Annotated in this window: 30 protein-coding genes and 1 tRNA gene; 8 read left to right on the forward strand and 23 right to left on the reverse strand. The window is 66.5% G+C overall.

Annotated elements, in window-relative coordinates; all coding sequences use genetic code 11:
• Nucleotides 1–44: 44 nt before the first annotated feature.
• The 12 genes from ACFO0G_RS14180 to arfA all read right to left on the reverse strand — a co-directional run bounded on the left by ACFO0G_RS14180 (nucleotide 45) and on the right by arfA (nucleotide 10353).
• Nucleotides 45–1097: a HoxN/HupN/NixA family nickel/cobalt transporter gene (locus tag ACFO0G_RS14180; RefSeq protein ID WP_376978371.1), complete on the reverse strand. Its 1053-nt coding sequence runs from the start codon at nucleotides 1095–1097 to the stop codon at nucleotides 45–47.
• A complete protein-coding gene (locus ACFO0G_RS14185; RefSeq protein ID WP_286401062.1) occupies nucleotides 1097–1927 on the reverse strand; it encodes an urease accessory protein UreD in 831 nt (276 codons plus the stop codon). The genes ACFO0G_RS14180 and ACFO0G_RS14185 overlap by 1 nt, the downstream gene beginning before the upstream one ends.
• 131 nt (nucleotides 1928–2058) lie before the next feature.
• The gene (gene ureG, locus ACFO0G_RS14190; RefSeq protein WP_286401060.1) at nucleotides 2059–2673 is read right to left on the reverse strand and encodes an urease accessory protein UreG; all 615 of its coding nucleotides are present in this window, start codon (nucleotides 2671–2673) and stop codon (nucleotides 2059–2061) included.
• Nucleotides 2674–2703: 30 nt separating this feature from the next.
• A complete protein-coding gene (locus ACFO0G_RS14195) occupies nucleotides 2704–3372 on the reverse strand; it encodes an urease accessory protein UreF (RefSeq protein ID WP_286401058.1) in 669 nt (222 codons plus the stop codon).
• A gap of 150 nt (nucleotides 3373–3522) precedes the next feature.
• Nucleotides 3523–4008 carry an urease accessory protein UreE gene (gene ureE / locus ACFO0G_RS14200; RefSeq protein ID WP_376978374.1) on the reverse strand — a complete coding sequence of 162 codons (486 nt, stop codon included), beginning with the start codon at nucleotides 4006–4008 and terminating at the stop codon, nucleotides 3523–3525.
• A 21-nt stretch (nucleotides 4009–4029) separates the two neighbouring features.
• Complete coding sequence (ureC, locus tag ACFO0G_RS14205; protein WP_376978376.1) at nucleotides 4030–5760, reverse strand: urease subunit alpha; 1731 nt, start codon at nucleotides 5758–5760, stop codon at nucleotides 4030–4032.
• A complete protein-coding gene (locus ACFO0G_RS14210; protein WP_286401054.1) occupies nucleotides 5757–6110 on the reverse strand; it encodes an urease subunit beta in 354 nt (117 codons plus the stop codon). The genes ureC and ACFO0G_RS14210 overlap by 4 nt, the downstream gene beginning before the upstream one ends.
• A gap of 10 nt (nucleotides 6111–6120) precedes the next feature.
• Nucleotides 6121–6423 carry an urease subunit gamma gene (locus ACFO0G_RS14215; protein ID WP_142131519.1) on the reverse strand — a complete coding sequence of 101 codons (303 nt, stop codon included), beginning with the start codon at nucleotides 6421–6423 and terminating at the stop codon, nucleotides 6121–6123.
• Between the two features lie 94 nt (nucleotides 6424–6517).
• Nucleotides 6518–7075: a cysteine hydrolase family protein gene (locus tag ACFO0G_RS14220; protein WP_376978379.1), complete on the reverse strand. Its 558-nt coding sequence runs from the start codon at nucleotides 7073–7075 to the stop codon at nucleotides 6518–6520.
• 100 nt (nucleotides 7076–7175) lie between these two features.
• A complete protein-coding gene (locus ACFO0G_RS14225) occupies nucleotides 7176–8180 on the reverse strand; it encodes a LacI family DNA-binding transcriptional regulator (protein WP_376978381.1) in 1005 nt (334 codons plus the stop codon).
• The gene (locus tag ACFO0G_RS14230; RefSeq protein ID WP_376978383.1) at nucleotides 8180–8767 is read right to left on the reverse strand and encodes an HhH-GPD-type base excision DNA repair protein; all 588 of its coding nucleotides are present in this window, start codon (nucleotides 8765–8767) and stop codon (nucleotides 8180–8182) included. The genes ACFO0G_RS14225 and ACFO0G_RS14230 overlap by 1 nt, the downstream gene beginning before the upstream one ends.
• 59 nt (nucleotides 8768–8826) lie before the next feature.
• Complete coding sequence (gene arfA / locus ACFO0G_RS14235) at nucleotides 8827–10353, reverse strand: arabinosylfuranosidase ArfA (RefSeq protein WP_376978385.1); 1527 nt, start codon at nucleotides 10351–10353, stop codon at nucleotides 8827–8829.
• A 492-nt stretch (nucleotides 10354–10845) separates the two neighbouring features.
• Between arfA and ACFO0G_RS14240 the strand changes: the two genes are divergently transcribed.
• Nucleotides 10846–11610, forward strand: a complete 765-nt coding sequence (locus ACFO0G_RS14240) for an ANTAR domain-containing response regulator (RefSeq protein WP_376978387.1) — start codon at nucleotides 10846–10848, stop codon at nucleotides 11608–11610.
• A gap of 106 nt (nucleotides 11611–11716) precedes the next feature.
• A complete protein-coding gene (locus ACFO0G_RS14245; protein WP_376978389.1) occupies nucleotides 11717–12193 on the forward strand; it encodes a hypothetical protein in 477 nt (158 codons plus the stop codon).
• On the opposite strand, the gene ACFO0G_RS14250 is transcribed toward ACFO0G_RS14245, so the two are convergent.
• The 5 genes from ACFO0G_RS14250 to ACFO0G_RS14270 all read right to left on the reverse strand — a co-directional run bounded on the left by ACFO0G_RS14250 (nucleotide 12183) and on the right by ACFO0G_RS14270 (nucleotide 16427).
• Nucleotides 12183–12977 (reverse strand): anti-sigma factor domain-containing protein, encoded by a 795-nt coding sequence (locus ACFO0G_RS14250; RefSeq protein WP_376978391.1) that lies wholly within the window; start codon nucleotides 12975–12977, stop codon nucleotides 12183–12185. The genes ACFO0G_RS14245 and ACFO0G_RS14250 overlap by 11 nt on opposite strands.
• Complete coding sequence (locus ACFO0G_RS14255; RefSeq protein ID WP_286401040.1) at nucleotides 12964–13542, reverse strand: RNA polymerase sigma factor; 579 nt, start codon at nucleotides 13540–13542, stop codon at nucleotides 12964–12966. The genes ACFO0G_RS14250 and ACFO0G_RS14255 overlap by 14 nt, the downstream gene beginning before the upstream one ends.
• Nucleotides 13543–13607: 65 nt before the next feature.
• Nucleotides 13608–14348, reverse strand: a complete 741-nt coding sequence (locus tag ACFO0G_RS14260) for a class F sortase (protein ID WP_376978393.1) — start codon at nucleotides 14346–14348, stop codon at nucleotides 13608–13610.
• A 112-nt stretch (nucleotides 14349–14460) separates the two neighbouring features.
• Complete coding sequence (locus ACFO0G_RS14265) at nucleotides 14461–15297, reverse strand: DUF4397 domain-containing protein (RefSeq protein WP_286401036.1); 837 nt, start codon at nucleotides 15295–15297, stop codon at nucleotides 14461–14463.
• 110 nt (nucleotides 15298–15407) lie between these two features.
• Complete coding sequence (locus ACFO0G_RS14270; RefSeq protein WP_286401034.1) at nucleotides 15408–16427, reverse strand: LacI family DNA-binding transcriptional regulator; 1020 nt, start codon at nucleotides 16425–16427, stop codon at nucleotides 15408–15410.
• Nucleotides 16428–16575: 148 nt separating this feature from the next.
• Here ACFO0G_RS14270 and ACFO0G_RS14275 point away from each other — a divergent pair, with 148 nt between their 5' ends.
• Complete coding sequence (locus tag ACFO0G_RS14275) at nucleotides 16576–16917, forward strand: YciI family protein (RefSeq protein ID WP_286401032.1); 342 nt, start codon at nucleotides 16576–16578, stop codon at nucleotides 16915–16917.
• Nucleotides 16918–16951: 34 nt separating this feature from the next.
• Entirely contained in the window at nucleotides 16952–17551 is a 600-nt protein-coding gene (locus ACFO0G_RS14280; RefSeq protein WP_376978396.1) for a M23 family metallopeptidase, read from the forward strand.
• 84 nt (nucleotides 17552–17635) lie between these two features.
• Here the strand turns inward: ACFO0G_RS14280 and ACFO0G_RS14285 are convergent.
• A tRNA-Lys gene (locus ACFO0G_RS14285) sits at nucleotides 17636–17711 on the reverse strand.
• A gap of 210 nt (nucleotides 17712–17921) precedes the next feature.
• On the opposite strand from ACFO0G_RS14285, the gene ACFO0G_RS14290 reads away from it, so the two are divergent.
• The 4 genes from ACFO0G_RS14290 to ACFO0G_RS14305 all read left to right on the forward strand — a co-directional run bounded on the left by ACFO0G_RS14290 (nucleotide 17922) and on the right by ACFO0G_RS14305 (nucleotide 21123).
• Complete coding sequence (locus ACFO0G_RS14290) at nucleotides 17922–18581, forward strand: hypothetical protein (RefSeq protein ID WP_142131545.1); 660 nt, start codon at nucleotides 17922–17924, stop codon at nucleotides 18579–18581.
• A 324-nt stretch (nucleotides 18582–18905) separates the two neighbouring features.
• Complete coding sequence (locus ACFO0G_RS14295) at nucleotides 18906–19523, forward strand: DUF47 domain-containing protein (protein ID WP_142131547.1); 618 nt, start codon at nucleotides 18906–18908, stop codon at nucleotides 19521–19523.
• 1 nt (nucleotide 19524) lies between these two features.
• Nucleotides 19525–20535 (forward strand): inorganic phosphate transporter, encoded by a 1011-nt coding sequence (locus ACFO0G_RS14300; protein ID WP_376978399.1) that lies wholly within the window; start codon nucleotides 19525–19527, stop codon nucleotides 20533–20535.
• 180 nt (nucleotides 20536–20715) lie between these two features.
• Nucleotides 20716–21123, forward strand: coding sequence for a hypothetical protein (locus ACFO0G_RS14305; RefSeq protein ID WP_286401025.1), 408 nt, complete (start codon nucleotides 20716–20718; stop codon nucleotides 21121–21123).
• 119 nt (nucleotides 21124–21242) lie between these two features.
• Here ACFO0G_RS14305 and ACFO0G_RS14310 read toward each other — a convergent pair whose 3' ends face one another.
• The 5 genes from ACFO0G_RS14310 to pstS form a co-directional block, all read right to left on the reverse strand.
• The gene (locus ACFO0G_RS14310; protein ID WP_286401023.1) at nucleotides 21243–21674 is read right to left on the reverse strand and encodes a hypothetical protein; all 432 of its coding nucleotides are present in this window, start codon (nucleotides 21672–21674) and stop codon (nucleotides 21243–21245) included.
• A 91-nt stretch (nucleotides 21675–21765) separates the two neighbouring features.
• Nucleotides 21766–22545, reverse strand: a complete 780-nt coding sequence (pstB, locus tag ACFO0G_RS14315; RefSeq protein ID WP_018763202.1) for a phosphate ABC transporter ATP-binding protein PstB — start codon at nucleotides 22543–22545, stop codon at nucleotides 21766–21768.
• A gap of 76 nt (nucleotides 22546–22621) precedes the next feature.
• Complete coding sequence (pstA, locus tag ACFO0G_RS14320; protein ID WP_376978402.1) at nucleotides 22622–23734, reverse strand: phosphate ABC transporter permease PstA; 1113 nt, start codon at nucleotides 23732–23734, stop codon at nucleotides 22622–22624.
• Entirely contained in the window at nucleotides 23735–24667 is a 933-nt protein-coding gene (gene pstC, locus ACFO0G_RS14325; RefSeq protein WP_286401020.1) for a phosphate ABC transporter permease subunit PstC, read from the reverse strand.
• 103 nt (nucleotides 24668–24770) lie between these two features.
• Nucleotides 24771–25892 carry a phosphate ABC transporter substrate-binding protein PstS gene (gene pstS / locus ACFO0G_RS14330; RefSeq protein ID WP_376978404.1) on the reverse strand — a complete coding sequence of 374 codons (1122 nt, stop codon included), beginning with the start codon at nucleotides 25890–25892 and terminating at the stop codon, nucleotides 24771–24773.
• Nucleotides 25893–26012 lie beyond the last annotated feature (120 nt).

Consider the following 26012-nt stretch of genomic DNA (forward strand, 5'->3'; position numbering starts at 1 on the left):
CCACAGGGCGCGGCGCCGGCAGTGGATGCGGACTCCGCGCCCTGTCAGTTCCGCTGTCGCGAGGTGTTCCGGGGCTGCCTCGATGCCAGCGCAGCTCCTCCCCACACGGCCAGCAGCAGCGCCACCAGCAGCAGGCCGGCGTCGCCGAGCTCGACCGATCCAAGCCATGCCGTAACGGGATCGTCCAGCGCAAAGGCGGCGTGGACGAATCCACCCAAGGTGATCACGGCAATGAACAATGCCGAGACCGCGGAAATCCCCGTAACAAGCGCGTTGAAGCCCAACTTCCGCTGCGGATCATCAAGTGCCGAGCGGTACATCCGCATCATGGCCAGACCGTTCAGGGAATCACACAGCGTCATCGCGGCTGCGAAGGCCAACGGCAGCGCGAGCAGGGTAAAGGGCGGCACCCCTGCCAGCGAGGCCGCCGTCGTCATCATCAGCAGTCCGATGGTGGTGGCGGTGTCAAAGCCCAGGCCGAAGAGGAAGCCGATCACGTAGATGTTCCGCGGTCGCCGCACCCTGGCCAGCGGCCGGGCGAGGAGCCGCGCCACCAGCCCCTGCGGTTCCAGGTCCCGGGGATCGACGGCGGCGCCGTTCCGCACACGGCGGTAGGCCCGGGCGGACTGGGCGAACGCGGAGCCGTTGAATAGGCCCATGGCCAGCAGGAACAGCCCGGACATCCCGCTGCCGACCAGCCCGAGTGCGAGGTTCCCGGCAGTGCCGTCCTCCATCAGCCCGCCAACCATCGAGGCACCCGCGATCACCAACGCCCCAGCCAGGGTCACCACCGAACTGTGCCCCAGGCTGAAGGCGAAGCCCACGCTGACCGGGTCCTGCTTCTGCGCCACGAACTTCCGCGTCGAGTTGTCGATCGCGGCGAGGTGGTCACAGTCGTAGCTGTGCTTGACCCCGGCCAGGTAGGCGGTAGCGACCAGGCCCAGGGTCAGCACCTGGCCGCCCCCGTTGAGGGTACCGGCAAGCAAAAGTACGACGGCGGCAGCATGCAGCGCGGTCACCGCACCGAAAGTGAAGACCAGGCGCGTCCGCAGTGGCAGGGCGTCCCGGTCCCGGTAAAGCGCCGCGATGCTGGTCATCAGTGCTTCCTCAGGTCCAACGGTTCCTGCCCAAACCAGCGTCGGCGCAGCAGGTCCGTGCAGGATCGAAGAAGGCGGTTCAGGTCGTCGGTGCTGTTGGACAGGCTGCGCAGCACCAGCCCGGTGGTTCCCCCAACCGTGCGGGTCAACGAGAGGCCAGTCAGGGCCTGGTGTTCAGCAGTCAGCAGATGCAGTTCATCCGCCAGCCCTTGGTCCACCCGCGGATCCACCACCACCAGCGACCCCAGATGGCTGAAACCCTCCATGAATCCAAGCCCGGTGACATCGGTCAGCGGCGGCCGGATTAGCAGGTTGTCCAGCGCCAGCAGTTCGGTGCCGGCTTCAGTTTCGACGCGGATCTCGTTCCGCAGCCGGACTTCCTCGTACCGGAATGCGGCCCCGTCCGGGGACCAGCCGGGCGTCACCACTTCGGCCATGACCAGCGACGACGTCGGCTGCAGGGTCACGGAGGTCCGCTGCCGGTAGCTGGCCTCCCGATAGGCAATGAGCTGGTCCGGCATCAACTCCAGCCGGGCCCCCTCCCCCAAACGCACGGCCATCCGCTGCTCGGCAAACGACCCAGGAGTCCGATAAACCTTCGTGGCGGACTGCGTGGTCAGCAGCAGGTCAGCCCCATCCTGGACTTCAATATCCAGCAGGAACAGATCCACCCCAAGATAAGCCCCGCCAGGATTCACAACGACATAACAAACCTGCCCCGAGTCATCGAGATAGTGAGGCCGCATAACTCGAAGAGCACCCCGGTGGTACTGATGCGAAGCAACCGAGCGCTGACCACGCAAGGCGACCACAAACTCAAGCTCGCCCATCGGGGGCCGATCAGCGGACGCGGGTGGAAGGGGCCGCGGCGTGGCGGGCACCGCGGAGCGGGCACGGCCCCTTCCACCCGCGGGCGCAGGCCCCGGTGACGGACGTGCGGAACTTGCTGCCGCCGTCGTACTCATGCCAGGTCGAGCATCAGGACGTCGCGCCTTATCCATTCGATGACTTTGTCCAGCCCTTCGTCGGTTTTGAGGTTGGTGAAACAGAAGGGTTTGTTGCCGCGGAATTCCTTTGAGTCCCGTTCCATGACGGCGAGATCGGCGCCGACGTGCGGAGCCAGGTCGGTTTTGTTGATGATGAAGAGGTCGGATTTGATCATGCCTTGGCCGGCTTTCCGGGGGATCTTTTCGCCCTGGGCCACGTCGATGATGTAGATGGAGAAGTCGACCAATTCGGGGCTGAAGGTGGCGGAGAGGTTGTCGCCGCCGGATTCGACGAAGATGACCTGCAGGTCGGGGTGCCGGGCTTTGAGTTCCTCGATGGCGGCCGTGTTCATGGAGGTGTCTTCGCGGATCGCGGTGTGCGGGCAGCCGCCGGTTTCGACGCCGATGATCCGGTCCACGGGCAGGATGCCGTTGGCGGCGAGGATTTTGGCGTCCTCGATGGTGTAGATGTCGTTGGTGATGGCGGCCATGGAGATGTCGCCGCTCATGTGCCGGGTGAGCCGTTCCACGAGCTGGGTTTTACCGGCGCCGACCGGCCCGCCGATGCCGATCATGATGGGTTCAGTCATGGTGTTCCTCCTGTGAAGCGGTAAGCACGGTTAGCTCATGAACATCCGGGCACGTTGGCGTTCGTGCCGCATTTGTGAAATTTCCAGTCCGGGGCTGACGGCGCCGAGGTCGTCCGGCGTGAGGTCCGCGATCGCGTCGAGGGCGGCAGCGACGTCGTCGTGCGCTTTCCGCAGCACCCGCTGCCCGGCGTTCTGGCCGAGCGGGATGGCGCGGACGGCGTTCTGCGTGAGGGACGTGACGGTGGCGAAGAGGTAGGCGGCAAGTGCTTCCTGCAGCGGCACCCCGAGGGAGCGGGCGACGACGGCGAACGCCAGCGGCTGGTGCCCGGAGGCCCGGCCGGTGGCTACCAGGTCCCGGTACAGCCCCAGCGCGGGCGAAGGAAACACCTCAGCCCCAATCTCGAGCAGCCGCGAGCCCATCTTGAGGGAGGCCTCCCGAACCTGCCGGGGCAAAAGGGAAGCAGACAAAAGAGAATCGAGCTCCCCCAGCTCACCGCCCTCATAAAAAAGTCGAATAGCAAGCCCATCCGAATAGGTCAGCGACTGAGAGATGAACGCGGACAACCACACTCCAAAACCAGCCTCATCAGCAACCACACCGGCGTCAACGTAGGTCTCAAACCCCAAAGAGTGGGCAAAAGCCCCAGTAGGAAGCGCAGAGTCAACCAACTGCTGCAAAGCCAACTGATACCCGCTCACGAAAAGCGCACCCAAGGCGACGAACCCAAGCGACGCCCGGGGATGGGGGCCGCGGCGTGGCGGGCACCGCGAAGCGGGCACGGCCCCCATCCCGGGGCGGCGCAGCCAACCCGGACACCTCGAGGAGCGCCCAGCGTGGCGACGGGCCTATTAGTGACTGTGTTCAGCATGGCGGAAAGGCACAGGGAGGACGCGTTGCTGGCGGGTGTAGGGCACGGATTGGTGGCGGAGGTAGTCCTCGACGGTGTGGTCGTAGGCGCACACCATGACTTCGGCTTCATATTCCGAGGACGCATCGAAGAACTGTGCCTGGAGGTGCCGGTTGCCGAGGGAGTGTGCGGTGACCCCCATTTCAGTGATGGTCCTGGGTGCGATGACCAGGACGTCGGTGGGCAGGACGGAGACGACGATCATGTTGGTATCGGCGACGTGGAGGATGTCGCCGTCGCGGAGGTCGCCGGAGCCTGCGGGGAGCCGGATGCCGATCTCCTTGCCGTGGTCCGTCGTCGCCCGTTGAATGCGTTTGACCAGGGAAGCGCTGGGCAGGACAACCTTCTCGCGGTGCAGCCCGGCATAGGCCGCGAGGTCGGTGTCCGGCAGGTCGTGGAGGTTGCCGAGGACTCGTTCGATGATCACGTGGTTGCTTTCTGGGTGTGATTAGAAGAGGAAGTACCGCTGCGCCATGGGCAGGACGTCGGACGGCTCGCAGGTGACGTCCTCGCCGTCGACGGTCACTTGGTAGGTTTCCGGGTCCACCTGGATGTCCGGGGTGGCGTCGTTGTACTTGAGGTCGGCCTTGGTGAGTTGCCGGATGCCGGAGACGGCCCGGATGACCTTTTGAAGCCCCAGCTCTTCGGGGACACCGGAGTCGATCGCTGCCTTGGACAGGAAGGTGATGGACGACCGGTGCACGGCCTTGCCGAAGGTGGCGAACATGGGCCGCATGGTCCGTGGCTGCGGCGTGGGTATGGACCCGTTGGAGTCGCCCATCAGGGCGTAGGCGATCTGGCCGCCCTTGAGCACCACTTCCGGTTTGACGCCGAAGAAGGCCGGGTCCCAGAGCACCAGGTCGGCGAATTTGCCCACTTCCACCGACCCCACGGAGTCGGCGATGCCCTGTGCCAGGGCAGGGTTGATCGTGTACTTGGCCACGTAGCGCTTGAGCCGGAAGTTGTCACCGTCCGCGCTGCCGTGCGTGCCGCCGTCGTTGTCTTCCAAAACCCCGCGCTGCTTCTTCATCTTGTCCGCCACCTGCCAGGTGCGGGTGATGACCTCGCCCACCCGGCCCATGGCTTGCGAGTCGGAGGAGGTGATGGAGAAGATGCCCAGGTCCTGCAGGACGTCCTCGGCGGCGATGGTTTCGGCGCGGATGCGGGAATCGGCGAAGGCCACGTCCTCGGGGATGTCCGGATTGAGATGGTGGCACACCATCAGCATGTCCAGGTGCTCTTCGATGGTGTTGCGCGTGTACGGGAGCGTGGGGTTGGTGGACGCGGGCAGCACGTTGGGCATGCCCGCGATCTTGATGATGTCCGGGGCGTGTCCACCGCCCGCGCCTTCGGTATGGAAGGTGTGGATGACGCGGCCGTCGATGGCGCGGATGGTGTCCTCCACGAAGCCGCACTCGTTGAGGGTGTCGGTGTGGATGGCAACCTGGATGTCGTACTCGTCAGCCACCTTGAGCGAAGTATCGATCGAGGAGGTGGTGGCGCCCCAGTCCTCGTGGACCTTCAGCCCGATGGCGCCGGCGCGGATCTGCTCGGTCAAGGGTTCGACGGCGGACGCGTGGCCTTTGCCGAACAGGCCGATGTTCATGGGGAATGCCTCGGCGGCCTGCAGCATCCGCTGGATGTGCCACTTCCCCGGGGTCACGGTGGTGGCTTTGGTGCCTTCAGCGGGGCCGGTGCCGCCGCCGATCATGGTGGTGACGCCGCAGGCCAGGGCCGTGGGGATCTGGTCCGGGGAAATGAAGTGGATGTGGGTGTCGATGCCGCCGGCGGTGAGGATTTTCCGTTCCCCGGCGATGATCTCGGTGCTGGCGCCGATCACGATGTCCACGCCGTCGGTGATCTGCGGGTTTCCGGCCTTGCCGATCCGGAAGACGTGCCCGTCCTTCAGGGCGATGTCCGCCTTGTAGATGCCGGTGTAGTCCAGGATGACGGCGTTGGTGATCACGGTGTCCGGAATGTCCTCATCCCGGATGGCCTGCCCGTTCTGGCCCATGCCGTCACGGATCACCTTCCCGCCACCGAACACCACTTCCTCGCCGTAGACGGTGAGGTCCTTTTCGATCTCGAGGAAGAGCTCGGTGTCGGCCAGGCGTATTTTGTCCCCGGTGGTCGGTCCATAAAGGTCGGCGTATTGCCGGCGCGGGATCTCGAAGCTCACTTGCCGTCCCCTTCCGTGACAGTCCCTCCGGGGCGGGCGCCGCCGTCGAGCTTTCCGTTGACTCCGTTGCTGAGGCCGTAGACCTCGCGGGAGCCTGCCAGCTCAATGAGCCGAACGGTCCGTGAGTCCCCCGGCTCGAACCGGGCAGCCGTCCCCGCCGGGATGTCCAGGCGCCGGCCGTGGGCAGCTTCACGGTCAAAGTTTAGGGCCGCGTTGGCCTCGGCAAAATGGTAGTGGGAACCCACCTGCACGGGCCGGTCTCCGGTGTTCGTCACGGCAACCTCGATGGCCTCCCTTCCCGCATTCGCTGTGATGGGCTCCGGCCGGAGGACGTACTCGCCTGGAATCATTGCCGCGCTCCTAACGGATGGGGTTGTGGACGGTGACCAGCTTGGTGCCGTCGGGGAACGTGGCTTCGATCTGGACGTCGTGGATCATCTCCGGCACGCCTTCCATCACGTCTTCCCGGGTGAGCAGCGTGGTGCCGTAACTCATGAGTTCGGCCACGCTGCGGCCGTCGCGGGCACCCTCGATCAGTTCATAGCTGATGATGGCCACGGCCTCGGGGTAGTTGAGCTTGAGGCCGCGGGACTGCCTGCGTCGCGCAAGGTCGGCGGCCACCACGATCAGGAGCTTTTCCTGCTCACGCGGCATCAGATGCATGGGGTTCCCTTCGACGGCCTGGGGCGTGCTGCCAGCGTAAGCCCGGCACGTTTCCGCCAGGTTTCAGGAGTATCAGTAAAGGCTGTGGGTCCGCCTACTTGGCGTCGCTGAGCCGGCCGAGGATCTCATCGCTTGACTGGATGGGCTGGCGGTAGGTGGTGGAAAGGATGCGGAGCATGTCGGCGGCGTCCTGATCGGCTTCGGAGGCCATGGCGTCCTTGGCGTAAGTGACCCGGATGTTGTGGGCGAACGCGTCCGCGGCGGTCTGGGCGATGCAGTTGTGCGTGGAGACGCCGGCGAGCACCACTTCCTCGGCGCCCCAGTTCCGCAGCCGCGCCAGCAGGTTGGTGCCCACGAACCCGCTGTCCCTTGTCTTGTTCAATTGGGGCAGGTCCTCCTTCAGGAGCCCCGGCACCGACTGGGCCTGCTCGGTGCCGCGGAAGATAAACCCTTGGTCGTCGTCAAGCATGCTCAGGGTCCAGGTGGACTTGTCCCGTTCGTGTTCGGTGCCCACCAGGAGCGCGTTGTATCCGGCTGCCTTGAACCCTTCAATCAGCCGGTTGCACTCACTGACCACCCGCTCCTGCTGGGCTGCCAGTTCGGGTGTTTCGAAGAATGCGTTCTGCATGTCGATGACCAGGAGGGCAATCATGTGGGCACCTTTCCTCGTTGAGCGGGTTTACGGAAAGGTACCCGCCAGCGGTGCACGCGAAACCCCTGGCTGGAGGTGGTGGGCCAGGTGCCGGGGGGAGTTAGGGGGCGGACTCCCGGACCTTCAACTCGAACCCGGCCTCCACGTGCACACCCTGTTCCGATGTCTCGCGGCCTGCGATCCGGTCCAGCAGCAGGCCGATGGAGCGCTCGGCGATCTCGTCCATGCCCGGCGAGACGGTAGTCAGGGACGGGGACGCGAACCGCGCCTCGTCAATGTCGTCAAAACCGGCCACCGCTACGTCCTGCGGCACCTTGACGCCGCGGATCAGCAGCTCGTGCATGGCACCGAGCGCCAGTACGTCGTTAAGTCCGAAGACTGCGTCGAACTCCACGCCGGACTCCAGCAGGCCGGCCACCGCCGCGGCGCCGGTATCGCGCCGCCACTCGGCAGGGGCGATCAGCGCGGCGTCGAACGGAACGCCTGCCTCCTCCAACGCCTTCCGGTAGCCGTTCAGGCGCAGGCCGGCCGTCCCGGCAGACTCCCCGGTGTTGGCCCCAACAACGGCGATACGACGGCGGCCGCCGGCCAGCAGGTGCCTGGTCAGCGCCGCCGCGGCTTCCTCGTTCTTCATGGTCACCAGGTCGAAGCGGGGATCCAGGATGTGCTCGCCGAGCATCACCATGGGCTTGTTGCCCGCCCGCGCGGCAATGGCATCCGCGTCCACCACCAGTGGAGTGAACAGCAGCCCGTCAGTGAGCTGGCGGAAGGTCCCCTGGAGGGCGCCAAGTTCAACGGAGGCTTCGGCGTCGGACTGCTCCACCATCACCCGGTAGCCGTGGCGGGCGGCAGCCTTCATCAGCTTGGACGCCAGCTCGGCGTAGTAGGGGGCGGAGAGATCGGACAGGACCAGGCCCAGCATGGACGTCTTGCCGGACCGCAGGCTGCGGGCGGTGAGATTGGCTTCGTAGCCCAGCTCCGCGATGGCATCCTGCACGCGCTGCTTGGTGGCAGGCCGAATGAATTCGTAGTCGTTCAGGACGTTGGAAACCGTCTTGAGGGAAACTCCTGCCGCCCTCGCAACGTCGTTCATGGTGACTGCCATTAACGTTCTTTTCCTGCCTTCGCCGCGGCCTTGGCAGCCTGCTTGCTGGCGCGGACCTTCGCCAGGGATTCCGGGTCCACGATGTCCGCCACGGAAAGGTAGGAGCCGTCCTCGCCGTAGTGGCCCGCTGCTTCCCGCCACCCTGGCGCCTCGAGGCCGCGCTGTTTGCCCAGCAGGGCAAGGAAGATCTTGGCCTTCTGCTCCCCGAATCCGGGCAGGGCCTTGAGCCTGCGCAGCACCTCGGCACCGTCGGGTGACCCCTTGGTCCAGATGGCTGCGGCATCGCCGTCCCACTCGCTGTGGACTGCTTCGGCGAGCGCCTGCACCCGCGCGGCCATGGAACCGGGGAAACGGTGGACGGCCGGCCGCTCCTTGAACATCTCCACGAACGCGGCGGGATCGTGGGCGGCGACGGCCCCGGGTTCCAGCGACCCGAGCCGGGTCCGGATCTTCTCCGGCCCCGCAAAGGCGGATTCCATGGTGACCTGCTGGTCCAGCAGCATGCCGGTCAGCAGGGCGAAGGCGTCCTCACTCAACAACTTGTCCGCGGCGGGATCCCCCGTGATGTGCAGTTCCATGCCGTCCATCCTCCCACCTGCGGCCCGCCGTCGTCATAAGGACGCCCCCGCCTGCCCAGCCAGCCGGGTCAGGCGCTGACGGCCAGCCGGATCATGGACCAGGACACGGCCGGAAGCTCGGCGGTGAGCCGGCCGCCGTCCACCTTCACTGTTCCGTTTTCGGACGGCAGGACGGACGTTGAATCGTCGGCGCTGGCCTGCCAGTACGGGTCCTTGTTGGCGTAGGTCAGCGCCTCCACCACGCGCACGTTGCCCAGCGACGCCACGGCGGCATCCAGGTTCAGTGCGTGGCCGGCCGAGCGGTTGACCGCGAACACCACGGCCTCGCCCTTGTCCGCGTCATAGGTGGCAACGGCGGACAGGGCCGCGATGTCTGCGGTCTTGCCGCCGCTGACCAGCGGGGATTCGACGGCGAGCTGCAGTACGGTGCCGGAAGCGTGGCGGGAGGTCAGGGCGAAGGGGTGGAAGGTGGTCTGCTTCCAGGACCGGCCGCCCGGCTCGGTCATGATGGGCGCGATGACGTTCACCAGCTGTGCCAGGCTTGCCGAGTGGACGCGGTCCGTGTTCCGGAGCAGCGTGACCAGCAGGTCCCCCACCACCACGGCGTCGGCCACGGTGTAGGTGTCCTCGAGCAGGACAGGAGCCACCGGCCAGTCCTTGCCCGTGGGGACCTTGGACGCGTCCCTGCTCATGTGCCAGACGTTCCACTCGTCGAAGGAGATGTTCACCTGCTTGGTGGACTTCTTCACCGACTTCACATGGTCGATGTGGCTCACGAGGTCCCGGATGAAAGCGTCCATCTTGTGTCCGGCGGCGAGGTGTTCCTGCAGGTCGCCGAAGTCCTCGAAGTACTGGTGGGCGGAAATCAGGTCAACCAGTTCGTACGTTTCGGACAGCACCACGCGCTCCCACTCGCCAAAGGTGGGCATGGTGGGCCCGGAACTGCCACACGCCACCAGCTCAACATCGGGCTCCATCATGCGCATCCCGCGGGCAGTGTCGGCGGCGAGCCTGCCGTACTCCAGGGCGTTCTTGTGGCCGATCTGCCACGGGCCGTCCATCTCGTTTCCCAGGCACCACATTTTGATGCCGTAGCCGTCCGCGGCTCCGTTGGCCCGGCGCTGGCCGGAAAGTGCGGTCCCGCCGTCGATATTGCAGTATTCCAGGAGGTCCAGCGCCTCCTGGGTGCCGCGCGTGCCCAGGTTGACGGCCATCATGGGTTCCACCCCGGCCTTGGCGGACCACTTGGCGAACTCGTCCACGCCCACGGTGTTGGGGTCGGTGGAGTGCCAGGCGAGGTCCAGCCGCACGGGGCGCTGGTCCACGGGGCCAACACCGTCCTCCCAGCGGTAGCCGGAGACAAAGTTGCCGCCCGGGTAACGGACAGTGGACACGCCCAGTTCGCGGGTCAGCGCCAGGACGTCCTTGCGGAAGCCGTCCTCGTCGGCGTCCGGGTGGTCCGGCTCGAAGATGCCGGTGTACACACACCGGCCAAGGTGTTCCACGAAGGCACCGAAGGTACGACGGCGGACGGGTCCCACAGTGAAGGAGGGGTCAAGGGTGATTTTTGCTGCAGCGGGTTCTGGCTGGGTCACGAAGGTATCCTCGGCTTGGTTTTTTACAACGTTATAGAAGACATTGTTGGGGTTGCCGCTTCATGCGTCAAGGGGTGTGCGAACCCATTCCGGTTTCAGGTTTCCGTCGCGTGTCAGGATTGGAGGGCGGACTGACCTGCAGCAAGACCCCGGACGCCGTCCCGGCCCCCGACTTCCAAGTACTACCTAATCGAAAAGACAGGTACCAGCTACGCATTCACGGGGGGCCGGAGGGCAATTAAGTTTCTTTACCAGAGACAAGACCTGTTCTGGTTCTCGGTACTTGGCTCACTAGGGGGTGTGAGACTGCCAATGCATGCACGACACGTAGGCCCAGGCTTCCCGGTCCACAGGACGCGGGTCATAGGCGGGGCCGGCGACGAGGAGTCCTTTGAGACCAAGGACTCTCCCCCAGCCGTCGCCGGCCCTCTTGCCCCTTCGGGCACCCGAAGGGGCCGCACACCCCTGTTGACGGCCGGCCATGACCAGGGCATGCCCTCGAACCCCGGCCTCCTGCTGGACCTGGTCAACGGCGCACGGACCCTGACCGATTCCCTGGATCTGCTGGTGGCAGCCTCTGCCGGGCATGTGGCCAGGACGGCCGACCTGGACGTTGGCTGCGGCCTGGTGCTGCGCCAGCCAAAGCGCAGCCCCGCCATCACCGGGACTTCGGGGGAAGTGGTACGCCTGCTGGACTGGGAACGGGAGATGGCCGAGGGGCCGGTGACCGATGTGATGTCCGGCGGCCACCCCGTAGCGGTCCTCCAGAGGAACGGCGACTTCCGGTGGCGGCAATATTCCACCCAACTTCAGTCAGCCGGATTCGGCAGCGCCCTTGCCGTGCGGCTCCGCCTTGATGCGGACGTTCCGGCTGACGACGGGATCCCCGGCAACGCTGAACTCGGCCAGTCCAGCGCCGCGCTGGCCTTCTTCGCGCAGGACGCGAAGGCCTTCCCGCTCCAGGCCATCGCGGAAGCACGCTCCTTCGCCGCCATGGCAACCAAGAGCCTGCAGATGGCCATCAACCTGCATAGCGCCCGTTCACTGGCCACCGATCTCCGGTCAGCCCTGGACAGCCGTACTTCCATCAATGTGGCCTGCGGAGTGATCATGGCCCAGAACAGGTGCTCCTACCAGGAGGCGTTTTCCATCCTGGCCAAGGCATCGAGCCACCGGAACATCAAGGTGCGCAAGGTGGCCGAGGATATCCTTGAACGCCTGCCGGAAGGCACACCGACCTCACACTTCGGCCGCTAACCACCCCCGCTGAGCACCGCCGCCGGCCACCCCCGGCTGCCTCTTTGGTTCGCTCCCACCGGAATGGGTAGGGAACAATGAGGTCCAGCAGCGGAAGGGCAGACGGATGGAGAGCACACAGTCAGCCGTTCCGCGCACCCGTGGGAGCGCCCTTACCTCGCTGGCAGGCCCCCTGGCCACCGCGCTGGGACTGGCCGCGCATGTCGCGGGCGGAGGCGCGGCACTTGCCGTCGTCATCATCGTTGCGCTGGCGGCGCTGCTGGGCCTGGGCGCAGTGCTCCTTGAACGGCTGGCACCCCCGCAGCTGCCGGGCTGGGCTGTCCTGGCGGCATCGGCCGTCGCCCAGCAACTGCTGCACCTTGCCTTCTCAGCTTTCTCCACCGCCAGCGCAGTCCCCCTGCCGGGCCACGACCACGGCGCCGGAAGCGCTCCGGACGTGCCGTCGTCGGCGGCGGCTGCTCCGGCCGCGCACTCACTGCACCTGATGCTGTACCTGCACGCGGCGGCTGCGTTGGGAGCCGCCGCCGTTGTTGCGCAGTGGAGCAGGGTCTCCGCGTGGGTCCGGGCACGCATCAGGACGTGAGGGTGCCCCTGGCGATGCTCACGGTGGAGTGGGCGGGATTGCCGTCCATGGGCTCGTCGGACACATCCACCACCGGGTACTGCGACAGGTCAAGGCCGGCGGGCACCTGGAACGTTCCCGACGTGGAGTTCATGACGCCGAGGCTGACCAGCTTGGAGAGGTCCGGGGCGATCAGCCACACCTCCTGGTAGCCCTTGGCTTCATCCTTGTCCAGGCTGACCTCCAGGCTGCGTGAACCGTCGGCGGCGGACACCACCTTGGCTGATCCGGCGGCGGAGTGCTGGGCCAACGGGGTCAGTTGGGCCTCGGCAAGTTCCCGGGGCTGGGGCGGGCGGTTCAAGGCCCAGAGGGCGCCCGCAACCACCAGGACAGCAGCGGCCGCTGTCGCCATCCACGCGCCGGGGCGCTGCCACCAGGCGCCCTTCCTTCGGGCACCCTTCGGCCGGGCAGCCATGGGAACAACGTTGGACGGCGCCGCGTCCCCGTGTGCCGCCGTGACGGCAGGGGTTGCCCCGTCTTCCCTAGGTGGTTCCGCAGCCAGCGGGTCCTCCCGGACGGACTCCCCCAAGCCGAGTTCGCGGTGGATTCCCGCCCAGACCTGGGGCCCGGGAACGGACAGGCGGCTGGTGTCGGGCGTCGTCTTCACTGCCTCCACCGTGCGGCGCAGGGCGGCGTAGTCGGCGGCGCACCCAGGGCATTCCAGGAGGTGTTCGCGGCCTGCCGGGTCCTCCCAGTCGTCGTAGAGTGCCAGGAGGCTCAACTGTTCCGGATCAAGATGCGGCATGGTCTACCTCCAATCTGCTTCTCAGGTGCGTCAGGCTGCGCCGGATGTGGCTCTTGACGGTACCAAGGGGCAGGTCCAGTTTCCGCGAGATCTGTTCGTGCGTCAGGTCCTCATAGAAGGCAAGCTTCATGATGGAGCCCTGGGGCTCGCCGAGCCTCTCCAGTTCGCCGTCCAGGAGCAGCCGGTCCGCCAGGGTTTCCGCGGCCTCGGTTCCCGCCCCGGGGTCCGCAGCCAAACCAGCCCCGGCAGCAGCATGCGCCTTGCGTGCTTCGCGGGCCGATGACTGCTGCGCATCGGTGATTGCGTTCCGCGTGATCCCCACGATCCATGCGGGAAGCCGCGCCACCTGCGGGTTGAAGGTGCTCCGCGAGCGCCACACCCGGATGAAGACCTCCTGCGTCACGTCGTCCGCCGCGGCCCGGTCGGCGAGCGACCGCAGGGCCAGGGTATGCACCAGGGGCGCGAACTCACGATAGGCAGCTGCCAGGGCATGCTCATCGCCGGACAGGAAGGAGGCGGTCAGCCCGTCGTCCCATCCTTGGGCGGCACGGCCGGGGAGCGTCACAGGCTGCTCCCTCCCGGCTTCGGCGACGAGATAAATTGCGGGCCACCGCTTATCCAGGAAGTGGTTCATCCGGAAACTGGTTCAGGGACTGCGGTGACAATGACATTGTCGCTGTAGTCCATCCGCCCGTCCAGCCATTTGCCGCCGCAGGTGACCAGCTTGAGCTCATGCGGTCCGGAGCGGCGGAACAGGGCGCCGCCGTCGAACTTGTCCTTCGCCATCAGCTCCACACCCACCACCCGATAGGTAAGGGCCGGGGCGCCTTCCCGTCCCACGCTGATGACGGTTCCCTCCTTGAGCGACTTCAGCGCGGAGAACGGCGCGCGGTCCGAGGTGGTGTCGATGTGCCCGGCGATGACGGCGGTGCCTTCGGCAGCCCCGGGGGCCGGGCCGTACTTGTACCAGGCGGCACGGTCGAACACGTCTGGAATTTCCATCGCTCCCCCGGCCGACACTCCCCCAGGCACCACGGGCATGCCGATGGCCGTGCCGGCCACAGTAAGCGAAGTGGGCGGCGGGGCGGCAGCGGCGGCCGGCGGAGTGGCCGGCCGGACCGGGATGGCCTTTGGCGGCGCTGCAGCAGGGGTGGACGGGGCAGCTTCAACGGCGGTTGCGGGCGGCAGCGGGGTGTTGGGTGGAGCCGGCGCGCTGGTGGCCACCGCAGGAGTTGGCGCCTGCCCGGAAGTGGCGGGGCCCGCGGAGCCGCAGCCGGAAAGAACCAGGGCAGCAGCCACCAGCGCTGCTGCCCCGGCACCCAAGGAATGCCGACGGCGCTGGGCACCTGCCGTCGTCGTACTTGCCTTCATGCCTGCCGCCTCCTGGAAACGCGGAAACCGAACAACTGGAAGGACCGGGGCAGGGGCCCGTCCGCGGGGTGCGGCCGGGCCCCTGCGCTTGCCGGTCCTGCGCAGGAACTGGTTAGAGTTCCGCGCGCCGGGCGCGGACCACGCGGTCTACGCCCACCGCACCGGCCAGCAGGGCCACGGCTGCCAGGCCGAATCCGGCCGTGGTGGCAGCGGAGCCCGCGCCGGCGGAATCAGCGGAACCATTGAGGGCGCCAGGCACGGAGGCCGGAGCCGAGTGCAGGCCCTCGATGGTCTGCACGGCGAGCTTCAGGTTCTGGTCCGCCAGGCTGCCCCAGGCGTAGACGATGGTGTGCGTCCCTTCCGCCACAACCACGTCCGCCGGACCGATCACGGGAGCGGTGGTTCCGGCGGCGGCAACTGCGGCCGGAACAGTGCCGGGATCGAGGGTCAGGGTTTGCTCGTTCGGGTTGGCCAGGTTGGTGACGACGGCGGTGCCGCCCGCCAGGACATCGACGGCGGGCGCGGCGGCGGCGTGCCGGACGGTCAGCTTGCCCTTGCCGGCCGGGATCTGGGACGTGTCGTTGGTGAAGAGGCTGGCGGTGGGCTTGCCATCGGCGCCCAGGTGGGCAGCAGCGGTGTAGTTTCCGTTGGCCGCCAGGTTGACGCTGACCGGGCCAATGGCAGGTGCGGATGCGTCGGCGGCGTCGGCTGCCGTGATGGCGATGTCGTAGGTACCGGCCGGAAGCGCCAGTGGCCCGGCAAGGGTTCCCGGGGCGAAATCATCAAGCGTGCGCTCGCCGTTGACCCAGACGTCCACGGTCAGTCCGGGGACCCCGTGCAGGACGGAAAGCTGGGCGTCTCCGTCTGCTGCGTTGGCGGGACCTGCCAGAGCGATTGCCGCTGCAATGGCTGCTGCACCGGCACCTGCGGTGAAGATTGTGTTGCGCATGTCCATCTCCTTGAACGGCCCGGCTGCCGGGCGTTTTTTGCTGACACCCCTACTACCGGCGGAGGCCCGGATTTGGATGCAGATTCATGGAGATTTTTTTGGGGGAGCTCCTAGGGGGATGCCGGAGCGGCGGTGCTGGCACGGAGGACCAGTTCCGGCGGGACCACGGTGGAGCTCACGGGGGCGCCGGACTCAATTTCCTTGAGCATGATGTCCATGCACCGGCGGCCCAGCTCCTCGAAGTCCTGGCGGACGGTGGTCAGCGGGGGCGTGAAGTACCCCGCCTCCGGCTGGTCATCGAAGCCCACCACGGAGACGTCGTCGGGCACCTTGACCCCCGCCTCGGTGAAGGCGCGCAGCAGGCCCAGTGCCATCTGGTCATTCCCCACGAAAATGGCCGTCGCCGTGCGTTCCGACGCCAGCTCGCGGCCAATCGAATAGCCGCTTCCGGCGCTCCAGTCGCCTTCCACCAGCAGGGACTCATCCAGCCCTGCCTCCCGGAGCGCGGCTCGCCAGCCCTCGGCACGCTCGGCGCCGTCTGTCCAGTCCGGCGGCCCCGCGATGTGCCCGATCTGCCGGTGGCCTTCCTTGATGAGATGCTCGACGGCGAGCCTTGCGCCCGCGCGCTGGTCCACCATGGCACCGCTCACCGAAGCACTGCCTGCCGAGCCCACAGCCACCACGGGCACGGGGAGGTTCATCTGTTCCAGTACGGCCAGGGTTTCCGAGTGCGGCACCAGCACACCGATGCCGTCCACGGCCTGGTCCATGAAGTGGCCAACAGCGTCCGAGATGGCGTCCCTGCTGACTTCCCGCAGGGCGGCGATGCTGACAAAGTAGCCGGCGTTCCGGGCGGCATTCTCAACGCCCACCAAAGTGTTGGCCGGGCCGTACTGCGAGAGCTCGCTGGCCAGCACGCCGATGGTCTGCGAGCGCCGCGTGACAAGGCTCCGGGCCGCGGTATTGCGCCGGTATCCCAGTTCCGCGATGGCCGCTTCCACCTTTTCCCGGGTCGCCTTGCTGACGTTGGGATGGTTGTTCACCACGCGGGACACGGTCTGGTGGGAGACCCCGGCGATCTTTGCCACGTCTTCCAGGCGCGGCATCCGGCCCTTGCTGGTTTTTGCCATGTGCCTATTGTGCCTGCTGCGGCCCCTGCGGCTGCCTGTATTGCGGGTGCAAATAGTGCAGAGCCCTGATTGCGTATGAATGCTTGCGTTGCCCCAGGGGGATGGGAAGGATGAGGTCATCCGCGTCTGCAACAAAGGAGCCGGCCCAATGACCAAGTACCTAATCTCGTTTCCCAGCGGCGTGATGGACATTCCCGACGGCGGCCTGCAGGAGGTTGCCGACGCCGCCCATGCAGTGGTCCAGGAGGCAAAGGACGCGGGCGTCTGGGTGTTCGGCGGCGGCATCGACGAGAGCGTCCCGCCGGTCATGGTCGACGGCGGCGGAACCGTCACGGAGGGCACCTACCCACAGACAGCGCAGATTGAAGGCGGCTATACAGTACTGGAGCTGCCCAGCTACGACGCTGCGCTGCACTGGGCCGCGAAGATTGCCGGCGCCTGCCGCTGCGCCCAGGAAGTGCGGGCGTTCCAGTACGACCCCGCCAGCTGAACACCGGACCCGGCCGCCTGGAGCTGGAGTGATTGTGGAACTGCAGTATCCGTTCACGGGCTCCTGGCTGGTGCAAAACTCCCCCGCGGACAGGGTCCCCAGCCACGGGACGCGGCTTTTGGGCACGAGTTACGCCATCGACTTCACGCCGGTGGACGGAAACGGGCGGTCTGCGCGGTTCACGCCGGCGTCGTTGTTCCGGCCCGAGCCGCCGGAGCACTTCGCCGGTTTCGGCAGGGCAGTCCGGGCACCGCTGTCCGGGCTGGTGTGTGCCGCCCATGACGGCGAGACCGACCACGCCGCCTTCCGCGGCTTCCCTTCAATCGGCTATGCCGCCACCCAGGGCAGGCGTGTCCGGTCTGGATGGCTGGGGCTGGCCGGCAACTACGTGATGATCGAGAGCGCGGGCATGTTCGTCGCCCTGTGCCACCTCAAGCGGCAAAGCCTCAGTGTCCGTCCGGGGCAACGGGTTGAGTCGGGTGAAGTGGTGGGAGCGTGCGGCAACTCCGGCAACAGCACGGAACCGCATCTGCACGTGCAGGCCATGGACGGCCCGGATCCGGAACAGGCTTCCGCCGTTCCCATCACGTTCCCGGGCGGGCTGCCGCGGAACGGGATTGTCCTGTCAGTTTGATGGCTGCCCAGACGCGGGTGCTCGCTGGTTCAGGGTCCTGAAACACCGCTAGGCCAGCGGCTGCGTGCCGCTGGCCTGCGTGAATGGTGGGCCCTGTGGGGCTCGAACCCACGACCCACGGATTAAAAGTCCGATGCTCTACCAACTGAGCTAAAGGCCCCTGCCGGCCAGTCAAACACGCTGTGTCCGCCCGTCCGGCCCAATCCATTTCTGGACGTTAATACTCTAACCCATGGTTCCGGCGTCTTTCGCACCTGCTCCGGAGCCGCCGTCGTGCGTCCAACCCGACTGGTGAGGGCCCTTTTTGCCCGGAGCGGGAGGAACGCAAACGTGCTCGATTTCCATTGCGGCACAGGAGTAGCGTGGGGGCATGAGCGAGCAAGCAGGAACCAGTCCGTACGGCGGCAGCAACCGGCACCACAAACCCAAGCCTTTTGCGCCGATGGACTTCGAGCCCTTCGCCGGCGGCGCTGATCCTGCACGCGTGTCCGAGGCCGCCCACCTCGCCGCCCAGGCCTTGGTCCGCCACGGCCGTGATAGCGACGACCCCCAGATCACTGAACGCCTGGTAAGGCTCGCCGACGAACAGGGCCTGGACGCCATTGCCGAAATGTGGGCCGAAAGCCCCGCCCGTTCCCTTCCCGGTGCGCTCTGGCGCCTCTACGCCCTCCGCGCCGCCACTGTCCAGGACCCCGAGCGCATCTCCGTCTACTTCCGGGCCGGCAGGGACACCGCCCAGGTCTCCAATGTGGTGGCCGGCGCCGCAGAACCGCCGGGCGCTGATGAGATGCGCACCATGGCGGACGCCATCCTCTCCGGCGCCTTCGACGGCGATTTCGACGTCGCGCTGGAGCGGTCCGCCGCGTTCTGCCGCGTGGTGGCGCTCGGCCAGGCCACCCTCGCCGATGGCGCCGAGCACGCCAACGAGGCACATGCCAGCAAGCTGACGCGGAACTCGCACCAGCTGGTGAAGACCGCCGAGGACCTGGAACATGCTGCCAACGCGTGGCGCCTGGGCGAGCTGGACTGAGTCCTCTTTCCCGGCGGCTTCCCCCAAAGAACCTGATTTTCCGGGACGGAACGGGCCCCGCTGTCAAGATTGACTTGGGCCGGGTGAAGTAGAAGACTGAAACCGGTGCCGAGCCGCGAAACCCCCGGGCTTCAACAATTAGCCGCCTAGAGCGGCCTACCGCCGAGAGGCGTATCCGGTTCGGCACCATTTTTCTGCCCTCATCCAGGTGGCCGATTCAGAGGGTGCTGTTACGGGCCGGTAGAGTAGGCGACAGTTGCCCGCCGGCGTCAAGTCACACCGCAGCAACCCCGCCTTGATAAGTCCCCGGAGACCGGTAAATACGTGAAGCTGCGCCTTTTTCCCCAGGAGCCCGCAGGGCTGAAGCTGCTCTCGCAGATGGCACAACAGATCGTGCTGGCCAGTGCCACCCTGGCCGAGATCCTTGGCGTACCCGCGGACGAGCACGCCAAGCTCGTGGAGGACATGCACAACATCGAGGCTAAGTCCGCCGAACTGCACTTCGCCCTGCTGACCCACATGCGCAGCAGCTTTGTGAACCCCCTCCCCCGCGAAGACATGTATGCGCTGTCCCGGTACCTCAACGAGGCCATGGAGAAGATGGATGCCGCCGCGGAGCTGGTGGCCTTGTACAAGCTGGACCGCCTTCCCAAGCGGGCGGCCGACCAGCTGGAGATCATCAGCCGTCAGGCCGAGCTGACCGTCGACGCGATGCGCAGGCTCAACGACCTCGATGACCTCGAGGACTACTGGATCGAAATCCTGCGCCTCGCCAAACGGGCGGAGCGGACCCACCGCGTCTGGGTGGCGGACATGATCGCGGACATGAAGTGGGCCCAATACTCCCGCAACCGGGACATCGCCAACCAGTTGGTGGAGGTCACCAAGGACATGCGGCGGGTGGCCACCCAGGTAGGCAGCATCATCGTCAAGGAATCCTGAGGTGGCGGCGGTCATCTTCGGCGCGGTGGTCCTGTTGGCCGCAGTGTTCGCCTTCCTGAACGGCTTCCGCGACGCGTCCACCTCCGTTGCCCTGGCGGTGCGCAACCGGGCACTGACACCCAGCGTTGCCGTGCTCCTTGCCGCGTTCTTCAACTTTGTCGGCGCCCTCCTCAGCGCCCTGCTCGCCGTCGCCGCCAGCCAGACCTGGATCAACCTTCCCAGCGGTGCTCACGGCCTCACCATCCTGGTGGCCGGGCTGGCCAGCGCCTGCGCCTGGGGGCTGCTGATGTGGTGGCGCGGCATTCCGGCCTCCTCCACCCATGCCTTGGTGGGCGGCCTGGCAGGCGCAGGCCTTGCCAGCCTGGCGATCGGCGGCCCAGGGGTGGCCGGCGTAGACCAGTCCCTGCTGTTCCAGGTGGTCCTGCCGCTGGTGCTGTCACCGCTGGTGGCCTACAGTGGCTCCTTCCTCCTGGTGTATCCGGCCACCTGGGTGGCCCGCTACACCCAGCCCAACGTGGTGAACCAGCGCTTCCGCCGGGGCCAGGCTGTTGCCGCCGGCGCGGTTGCGTTCGGTCACGGCCTGCAGGACGGCCAACGCGTCAGCGCCGTGCTGCTGCTGGCCCTCCTGGCGGCAGGCTATTCCGACGGCGGGATCCCCACCTGGGTGGCGGCGCTCTCCGCCGTCATGATGACGGCCGGGACACTTTTTGGTGGCTGGCGGATCTCGCAAACCATCGGCTACAAGATCACCAGGATTGATCCCCTCCGCGGGTCAGTAGCCCAGACCTTCAGCGCGCTGATGCTTTTTGTGGGCGCCATCGGGCTGCACTGGCCGCTGTCCACCACCCACACCGTCACCGCCGGGGCCCTGGGCGCCGGCGAAAACCAGCACTTCTCCGTGACCAACCGGAAGCTGGTCATCCGGATCCTGTGGCTCTGGGCCCTGACTCCCCTGGCTACCTGCGCCCTGGCCTTCGTGCTGGCCCTGGCACTCTCCCCCATCTCCGTCTAGGCGGGGTTCCCCGGGGACGCGGCTACCCTGTACAGGGAATCCGCCGTGACGTACATTCGAAAGTGCGCCCCCGGTCAATGGTGCCGGGGAGCGGCGTCCGCGCCGTGTGCAGGGCTGCGGATGAGCGCCGCTGCAGCCACACGGCGGCTTGGATGCACCACGCGGAAATGAGCACGCGTCATGTCTTTCCAGTATTCCCGGCGCCCCCTGCCACAGCCCCGGCAGCCGCAGTGCGAGGCCTGTGGAACCGAGCACCAGCTGACCATCCACGCCATCACGGCCATCGGCGCGGCGGGCGGGGACCTGGTGACGGTCTCCTACACCTGCAACGACTGCAACCTGTTCCAGGAACACACGGCCTACGCCACCGACGTCGCGGCTGCGCTGAACCAGGTCCGGTGGATGGCCAAGGTCATCATCTTCGGGGACGACTACATCCACTGCGGTTTTCCCATGGAGGAGGCCGAGTTCGAAGTTGAGCGGCTCTGCTACCGAAGCAGCAGGACCGGCCGCAGCCTCAACGCGGTGTCCCTGCCTACCCGGGTGCTGCGCTGCCACTGCGGGTTCCAGCTGGAAGTTCCGGAATGAGCGTATCCGCAGGGGCTCCCCTGTACCGGGCTGCGCAGTGACGGTGCGGCTCAGTGCGCAGGGGCAGTCCCTGCGCATCGAGGCCAGCCGTCAATGCGCACGGCGAACCACGGGGTTTGTTAGAGATCCAGGGTTACGGGAGCTGCGGCCATCAGCACGGTGGTGAGTTCGTCCTGCGTTAGGTTCGCGGCTGAGCACAGCTCATCCTGCGCAATTCCAGCTGTGGAAGCTGCGCGGACTGCTTGCCGCAGGGCTTCCTGGGCGTTATCCAGTTCCCATTGCATGCTTTCCACGTGGGAACTGGCCCGCCAGACCACGGACAGCACATCGACTTCTTCCTCGATGCCGGCCGCCGCGGCGAGACCGAGGCCCGGATCAAGTTCCGGGGCCAGTGGGCCTCCGGCGAGCGGACCCGCCACAAGGGGCCCCGCCAGGCCGGCGGCCTCGGCGAAACCCTGCACCGGCACCACGTCATCCTGCCCAGGTGCGCCCACCGCAGGTACGGAAACAGTAAGCTGGGGGCCTAATGGGCTGCTGGCCGTCTGCGTCATGGCAAAACTCCTAAGCTTGCTTACTACTAGTTTCAAAAGTATCTAGTTCAGCGTACTAAACGAATTGGTAGAGCGCCAACAGGAGCGGGGTTTACCCGAAGCGTCCGGACACGTAGTCTTCGGTGGCCTTCTGGACGGGGTTGCTGAAGATGGTGTGGGTGTCGCCGTACTCGATCAGCTTGCCCGGCTTGCCCGTGCCCGCGATGTTGAAGAATGCGGTCTTGTCAGAGACGCGCGCGGCCTGCTGCATGTTGTGGGTAACGATCACCACCGTGTACTGGTCCTTGAGCTCATTGATGAGGTCCTCGATGGCCAGGGTGGAGATGGGGTCCAGGGCAGAGCAGGGCTCGTCCATGAGGATCACCTGCGGCTCCACAGCAATGGCGCGGGCAATGCAGAGGCGCTGCTGCTGGCCGCCCGAGAGGCCGGAGCCGGGCTTTTCCAGCCGGTCCTTGACCTCGTTCCAGAGGTTGGCGCCCTTGAGTGAGCGTTCCACCAGGACATCAGCCTCGCCCTTGGAGATCTTCTTGTTGTTCAGCTTCACGCCGGCCAGCACGTTGTCCCGGATGGACATCGTGGGGAACGGGTTAGGGCGCTGGAAGACCATGCCGATCTGCGAGCGCACGGTGACAGGGTCCACGCCGGGGCCGTACAGGTTGTCGCCGTCCAGCAGGACCTCGCCCTCGACGCGTGCGCCGGGGATGACCTCGTGCATGCGGTTCAGGGTGCGGAGGAAGGTGGACTTTCCGCAGCCGGACGGGCCGATGAACGCGGTGACGGACTTGGCCTCGATGTTGATGCTGACGTCCTCAACGGCGAGGAAGTCGCCGTAGTACACGTTCAGGTCCTTGACGTCGATGCGCTTAGACATGGTGTTCCTTCACTTACTGGGTATGGATTGAAGTCTAGGATCCGCCGCGGTACGGCGGAAGATGCGGCAGGTCTGCTTACCGGCCGGTTTTGGGGGCGAAGATCCTGGCGATCAGGCGCGCCACCAGGTTCAGGACCATCACCAGGATGATCAGGACCAGGGCCGCACCCCAGGCCCGCTGCGAGGACGGGTCCGGGTTGGACGGCGAAGTCGGGTTGAGGATCTGGGTGTAGATAAACGTGGGCAGCGAGGCCATCCAGCCGCCGAACACGTTGGAGTTGATGCTGGTGGCAAAGCCGGCGGTGACCAGGATGGGCGCCGTCTCACCGATGACCCGGGCGATCGCCAGGGTAACGCCGGACGCGATGCCGGAGATCGCCGTCGGAATCACCACCTTGAGGATGGTCCGCCACTTGCGCACGCCCAGCGCGTAGGCGGCCTCACGGAGTTCATTCGGGACGATCTTAAGCATTTCCTCGCTGGAACGGACCACCACGGGGATCATCAGCACGGAAAGCGCGACGGCGGCCACCGCACCGGTCTTGGTCCCGGGGCCCACCACCGCGAAGAAGAATGCGGCGGCGAACAGGCCGGCCACGATGGAAGGGATACCGGTCATGACATCCACGAAGAACGTGATGGCCCTGGCCAGCCGTCCGTTCTGGCCGTACTCCACCAGATAGATGGCGGTGAGCAGCCCCACGGGGACAGAGATCAACGTGGCCAGCAGCGTGATCTGCACGGTGCCCAGGATGGCGTGGTAAATGCCGCCCATCACGGGGGCGCCGCTCTCCACGGACTTGTTGTCGAAAGCACCCGTCACACCGTTCATGGAGGTGGTGAGGAATCCGGGATCGAGGAGCCCTGGGATGCCGTTGACCAGCACGGTCCAGATGACCGAAACCAGCGGCAGCAGCGCCACCAGGAACGAACCCACCACCAGGCAGGTGGCCAGCTTGTCGTTTGCCTTGCGGGAGCCTTCCACAGCCGCGCTCCAGGACACCAGGCCGATCGCGAACAGGATCGCGGAAACCACGCCCCAGCCAAACGGGTTGAAGCCGATCAGGGCCATGATGGCAGCGCCGGCGATCAGGGCCGCACCGAGCACGGCGTACGGCGCGTACTTGGGCAGCTGGCCCTTGGTGAGTGCCGACCGCTTGCTGCGGACGGGGGTAAGCGTGGAGGTCATTTAGTTGGCTCCCGAGAATTCTTTGTGCCGGGTGATGACCCAGCGGGCGATCATGTTCACGGCCAGGGTGATGATAAACAGCACCAGGCCGGCGGCGATCAGGGTGCTGACCTTGATGCCGCTGGCTTCGGGGAAGTTCAGGGCGATCTCGGCGGCGATGGTCTGGTTTCCGGACTGGATCAGGCTGGCGGTCAGCGCACCGGAGGAGAGCACCAGGGCGACGGCCATGGTCTCGCCCAGCGCGCGGCCCAGGCCCAGCATGACCGCGCTGATGATCCCGGGGCGGGCGAAGGGCAGCACTGCCATCTTGATCATTTCCCAGCGGGTGGCGCCCAGCGCCAGCGCCGCTTCCTCATGCAGCTTGGGGGTCTGCAGGAAGATCTCGCGCGACAGCGAGGTAATGATCGGCAGGACCATGACGGCCAGGACAATGCCGGCCGTGAGGATGGTCTTGCCGGTGGTGGAGGCCGGGCCCTGGAAAATGGGCAGCCAGCCCATGTTGGCTGCGAGCCAGCCATACGCCGGCGAAATTTCCTTGGCAAGGAAGGCCGCACCCCAGGCACCGTAGACCACGGAGGGGATGGCGGCCAGCAGGTCCACCACATAGCCAAGCCCGGAGGCCAGGCCCCGGGGTGCGAAGTGGGAGATGAACAGCGCCACGCCGATGGCGATGGGGGTGGCGATCACCAGCGCGATGGCGGCGGCGATGAGCGTGCCGATCACGATGGGCCAGATGTAGGCGAAGAAGCCCTGGCCGCCCTGGATCTTGTCCGCGGGAGCGGTCAGCGCGGGAATTGCCTGGACTACCAGGAAGAGTGCGACGCCGAAGAGGACGGCGAGGATCAGGCACCCGGCGGCGAGCGTGGCACCGGAGAAGACTTTGTCCCCGGCGCGCCCGGCGCCCTGGGTACTGGTCAGGGAGGTGGCGGTCATTCGACGGCCCTTCGATTCGTTGCTGGATTAAGGAAGCTGGGTGCAAAGCCAAGTTCCCCGCACTGCCGTCCGGCAGGCGGGGAACCCGGTTTTGCAGCGTTGGCTAGGACTTGACCTTGATCGAGTCGATGGCCTTGCCGGCCTTTGCTGCTAGGTCGGAGGACAGCGGGGCGGACTTGGCCGACTCGGCTGCGGCCTTCTGGCCCTCTTCGGAAACTACGTAGTGCTCGAAGGCCTTGACCAGGTCAACGGTCTCCTGCTTGTCGTAGGTGGTGCACAGGACGTGGAAGGACACCAGGACGATCGGGTAAGCGCCGGCGATGGTGGTCTTGCGGTCCAACTTGATGGAGAGGTCGTTGGCGGCGCGGCCTTCAACCGGCTTGCCGGCGTCAACGGCCTTGGCAGCAGCCTCGGCGGAGATCTTGGTGAAGGAGTCGCCCACCTTGATCTGGGCCACGCCGAGCTTGCCGCTCACTGCGGAGTCGTCAGCGTAGGTCACGGCACCGGGGGTGTCGGTGACGGTCTTGACCACGCCGGAAGTGCCCTTGGCGTTCTCGCCCTGGAGGCTGGCGGGCCAGACACCGGCGGCCTTGTCGGTCCAGACGTCAGGAGCGGCAGCAGACAGGTAGTCCGTGAAGTTCTGGGTGGTGCCCGAGTCGTCGGAGCGGTTCACCGGGGTGACCTTCAGGTCGGGCAGCGAAACGCCGGCGTTCAGGGCGGCAATCGCGGGATCATTCCACTTGGCGATCTGGCCGCGGAAGATCTTGGCCACGGTGGCGGCATCCAGCTTCAGGTCCGTGACGCCGGGAACGTTGAAGGCCACGGCGATCGGGGAGATGTAGACCGGGACGTTGATGGCGCCGTCGGGGCCGCAAACGGACTTGGAGGACGCGTATTCGTCATCCTTCAGGTAGGCGTCGGAGCCGGCGAACTGTGCCGAGCCGTCCAGGATGGCCTTGCGGCCTGCGCCGGAACCGTCCGGGGAGTACTGCACGCTGGCGCCGGAGTTGGCGGAAGCGAAGTTGGTCTTCCAGGCGTCCATGGCAGCGCCCTGGGCGGAAGAGCCGATGCCGGTCAGGGTGCCGGTGACCTTGGTGCCGCCGGCGGACTGGCTGCCGGCGGGAGCGGTGCCAGTGGCGTTGTCTGAACCGCAGGCGCTGAGCGCGAGTGCGCCGGCTGCGATAACAGCGATAGCCGCGTGGCGGCCGAAGCGGAGTGCCTTCACTAGATACCCCTTCCAGGGTTATTCAGGTGCGGGACAGGGACGGAGAACCCTGCTGCGCGATGCGTACGTTGTGTACCTTCAAGAAAGTTATGGGCCGCAGGTAACGGGATGGGCTGTCCA

This window comes from Arthrobacter sedimenti, assembly GCF_042652025.1.
GTDB classification, from domain to species: Bacteria; Actinomycetota; Actinomycetes; order Actinomycetales; family Micrococcaceae; genus Arthrobacter; species Arthrobacter sedimenti.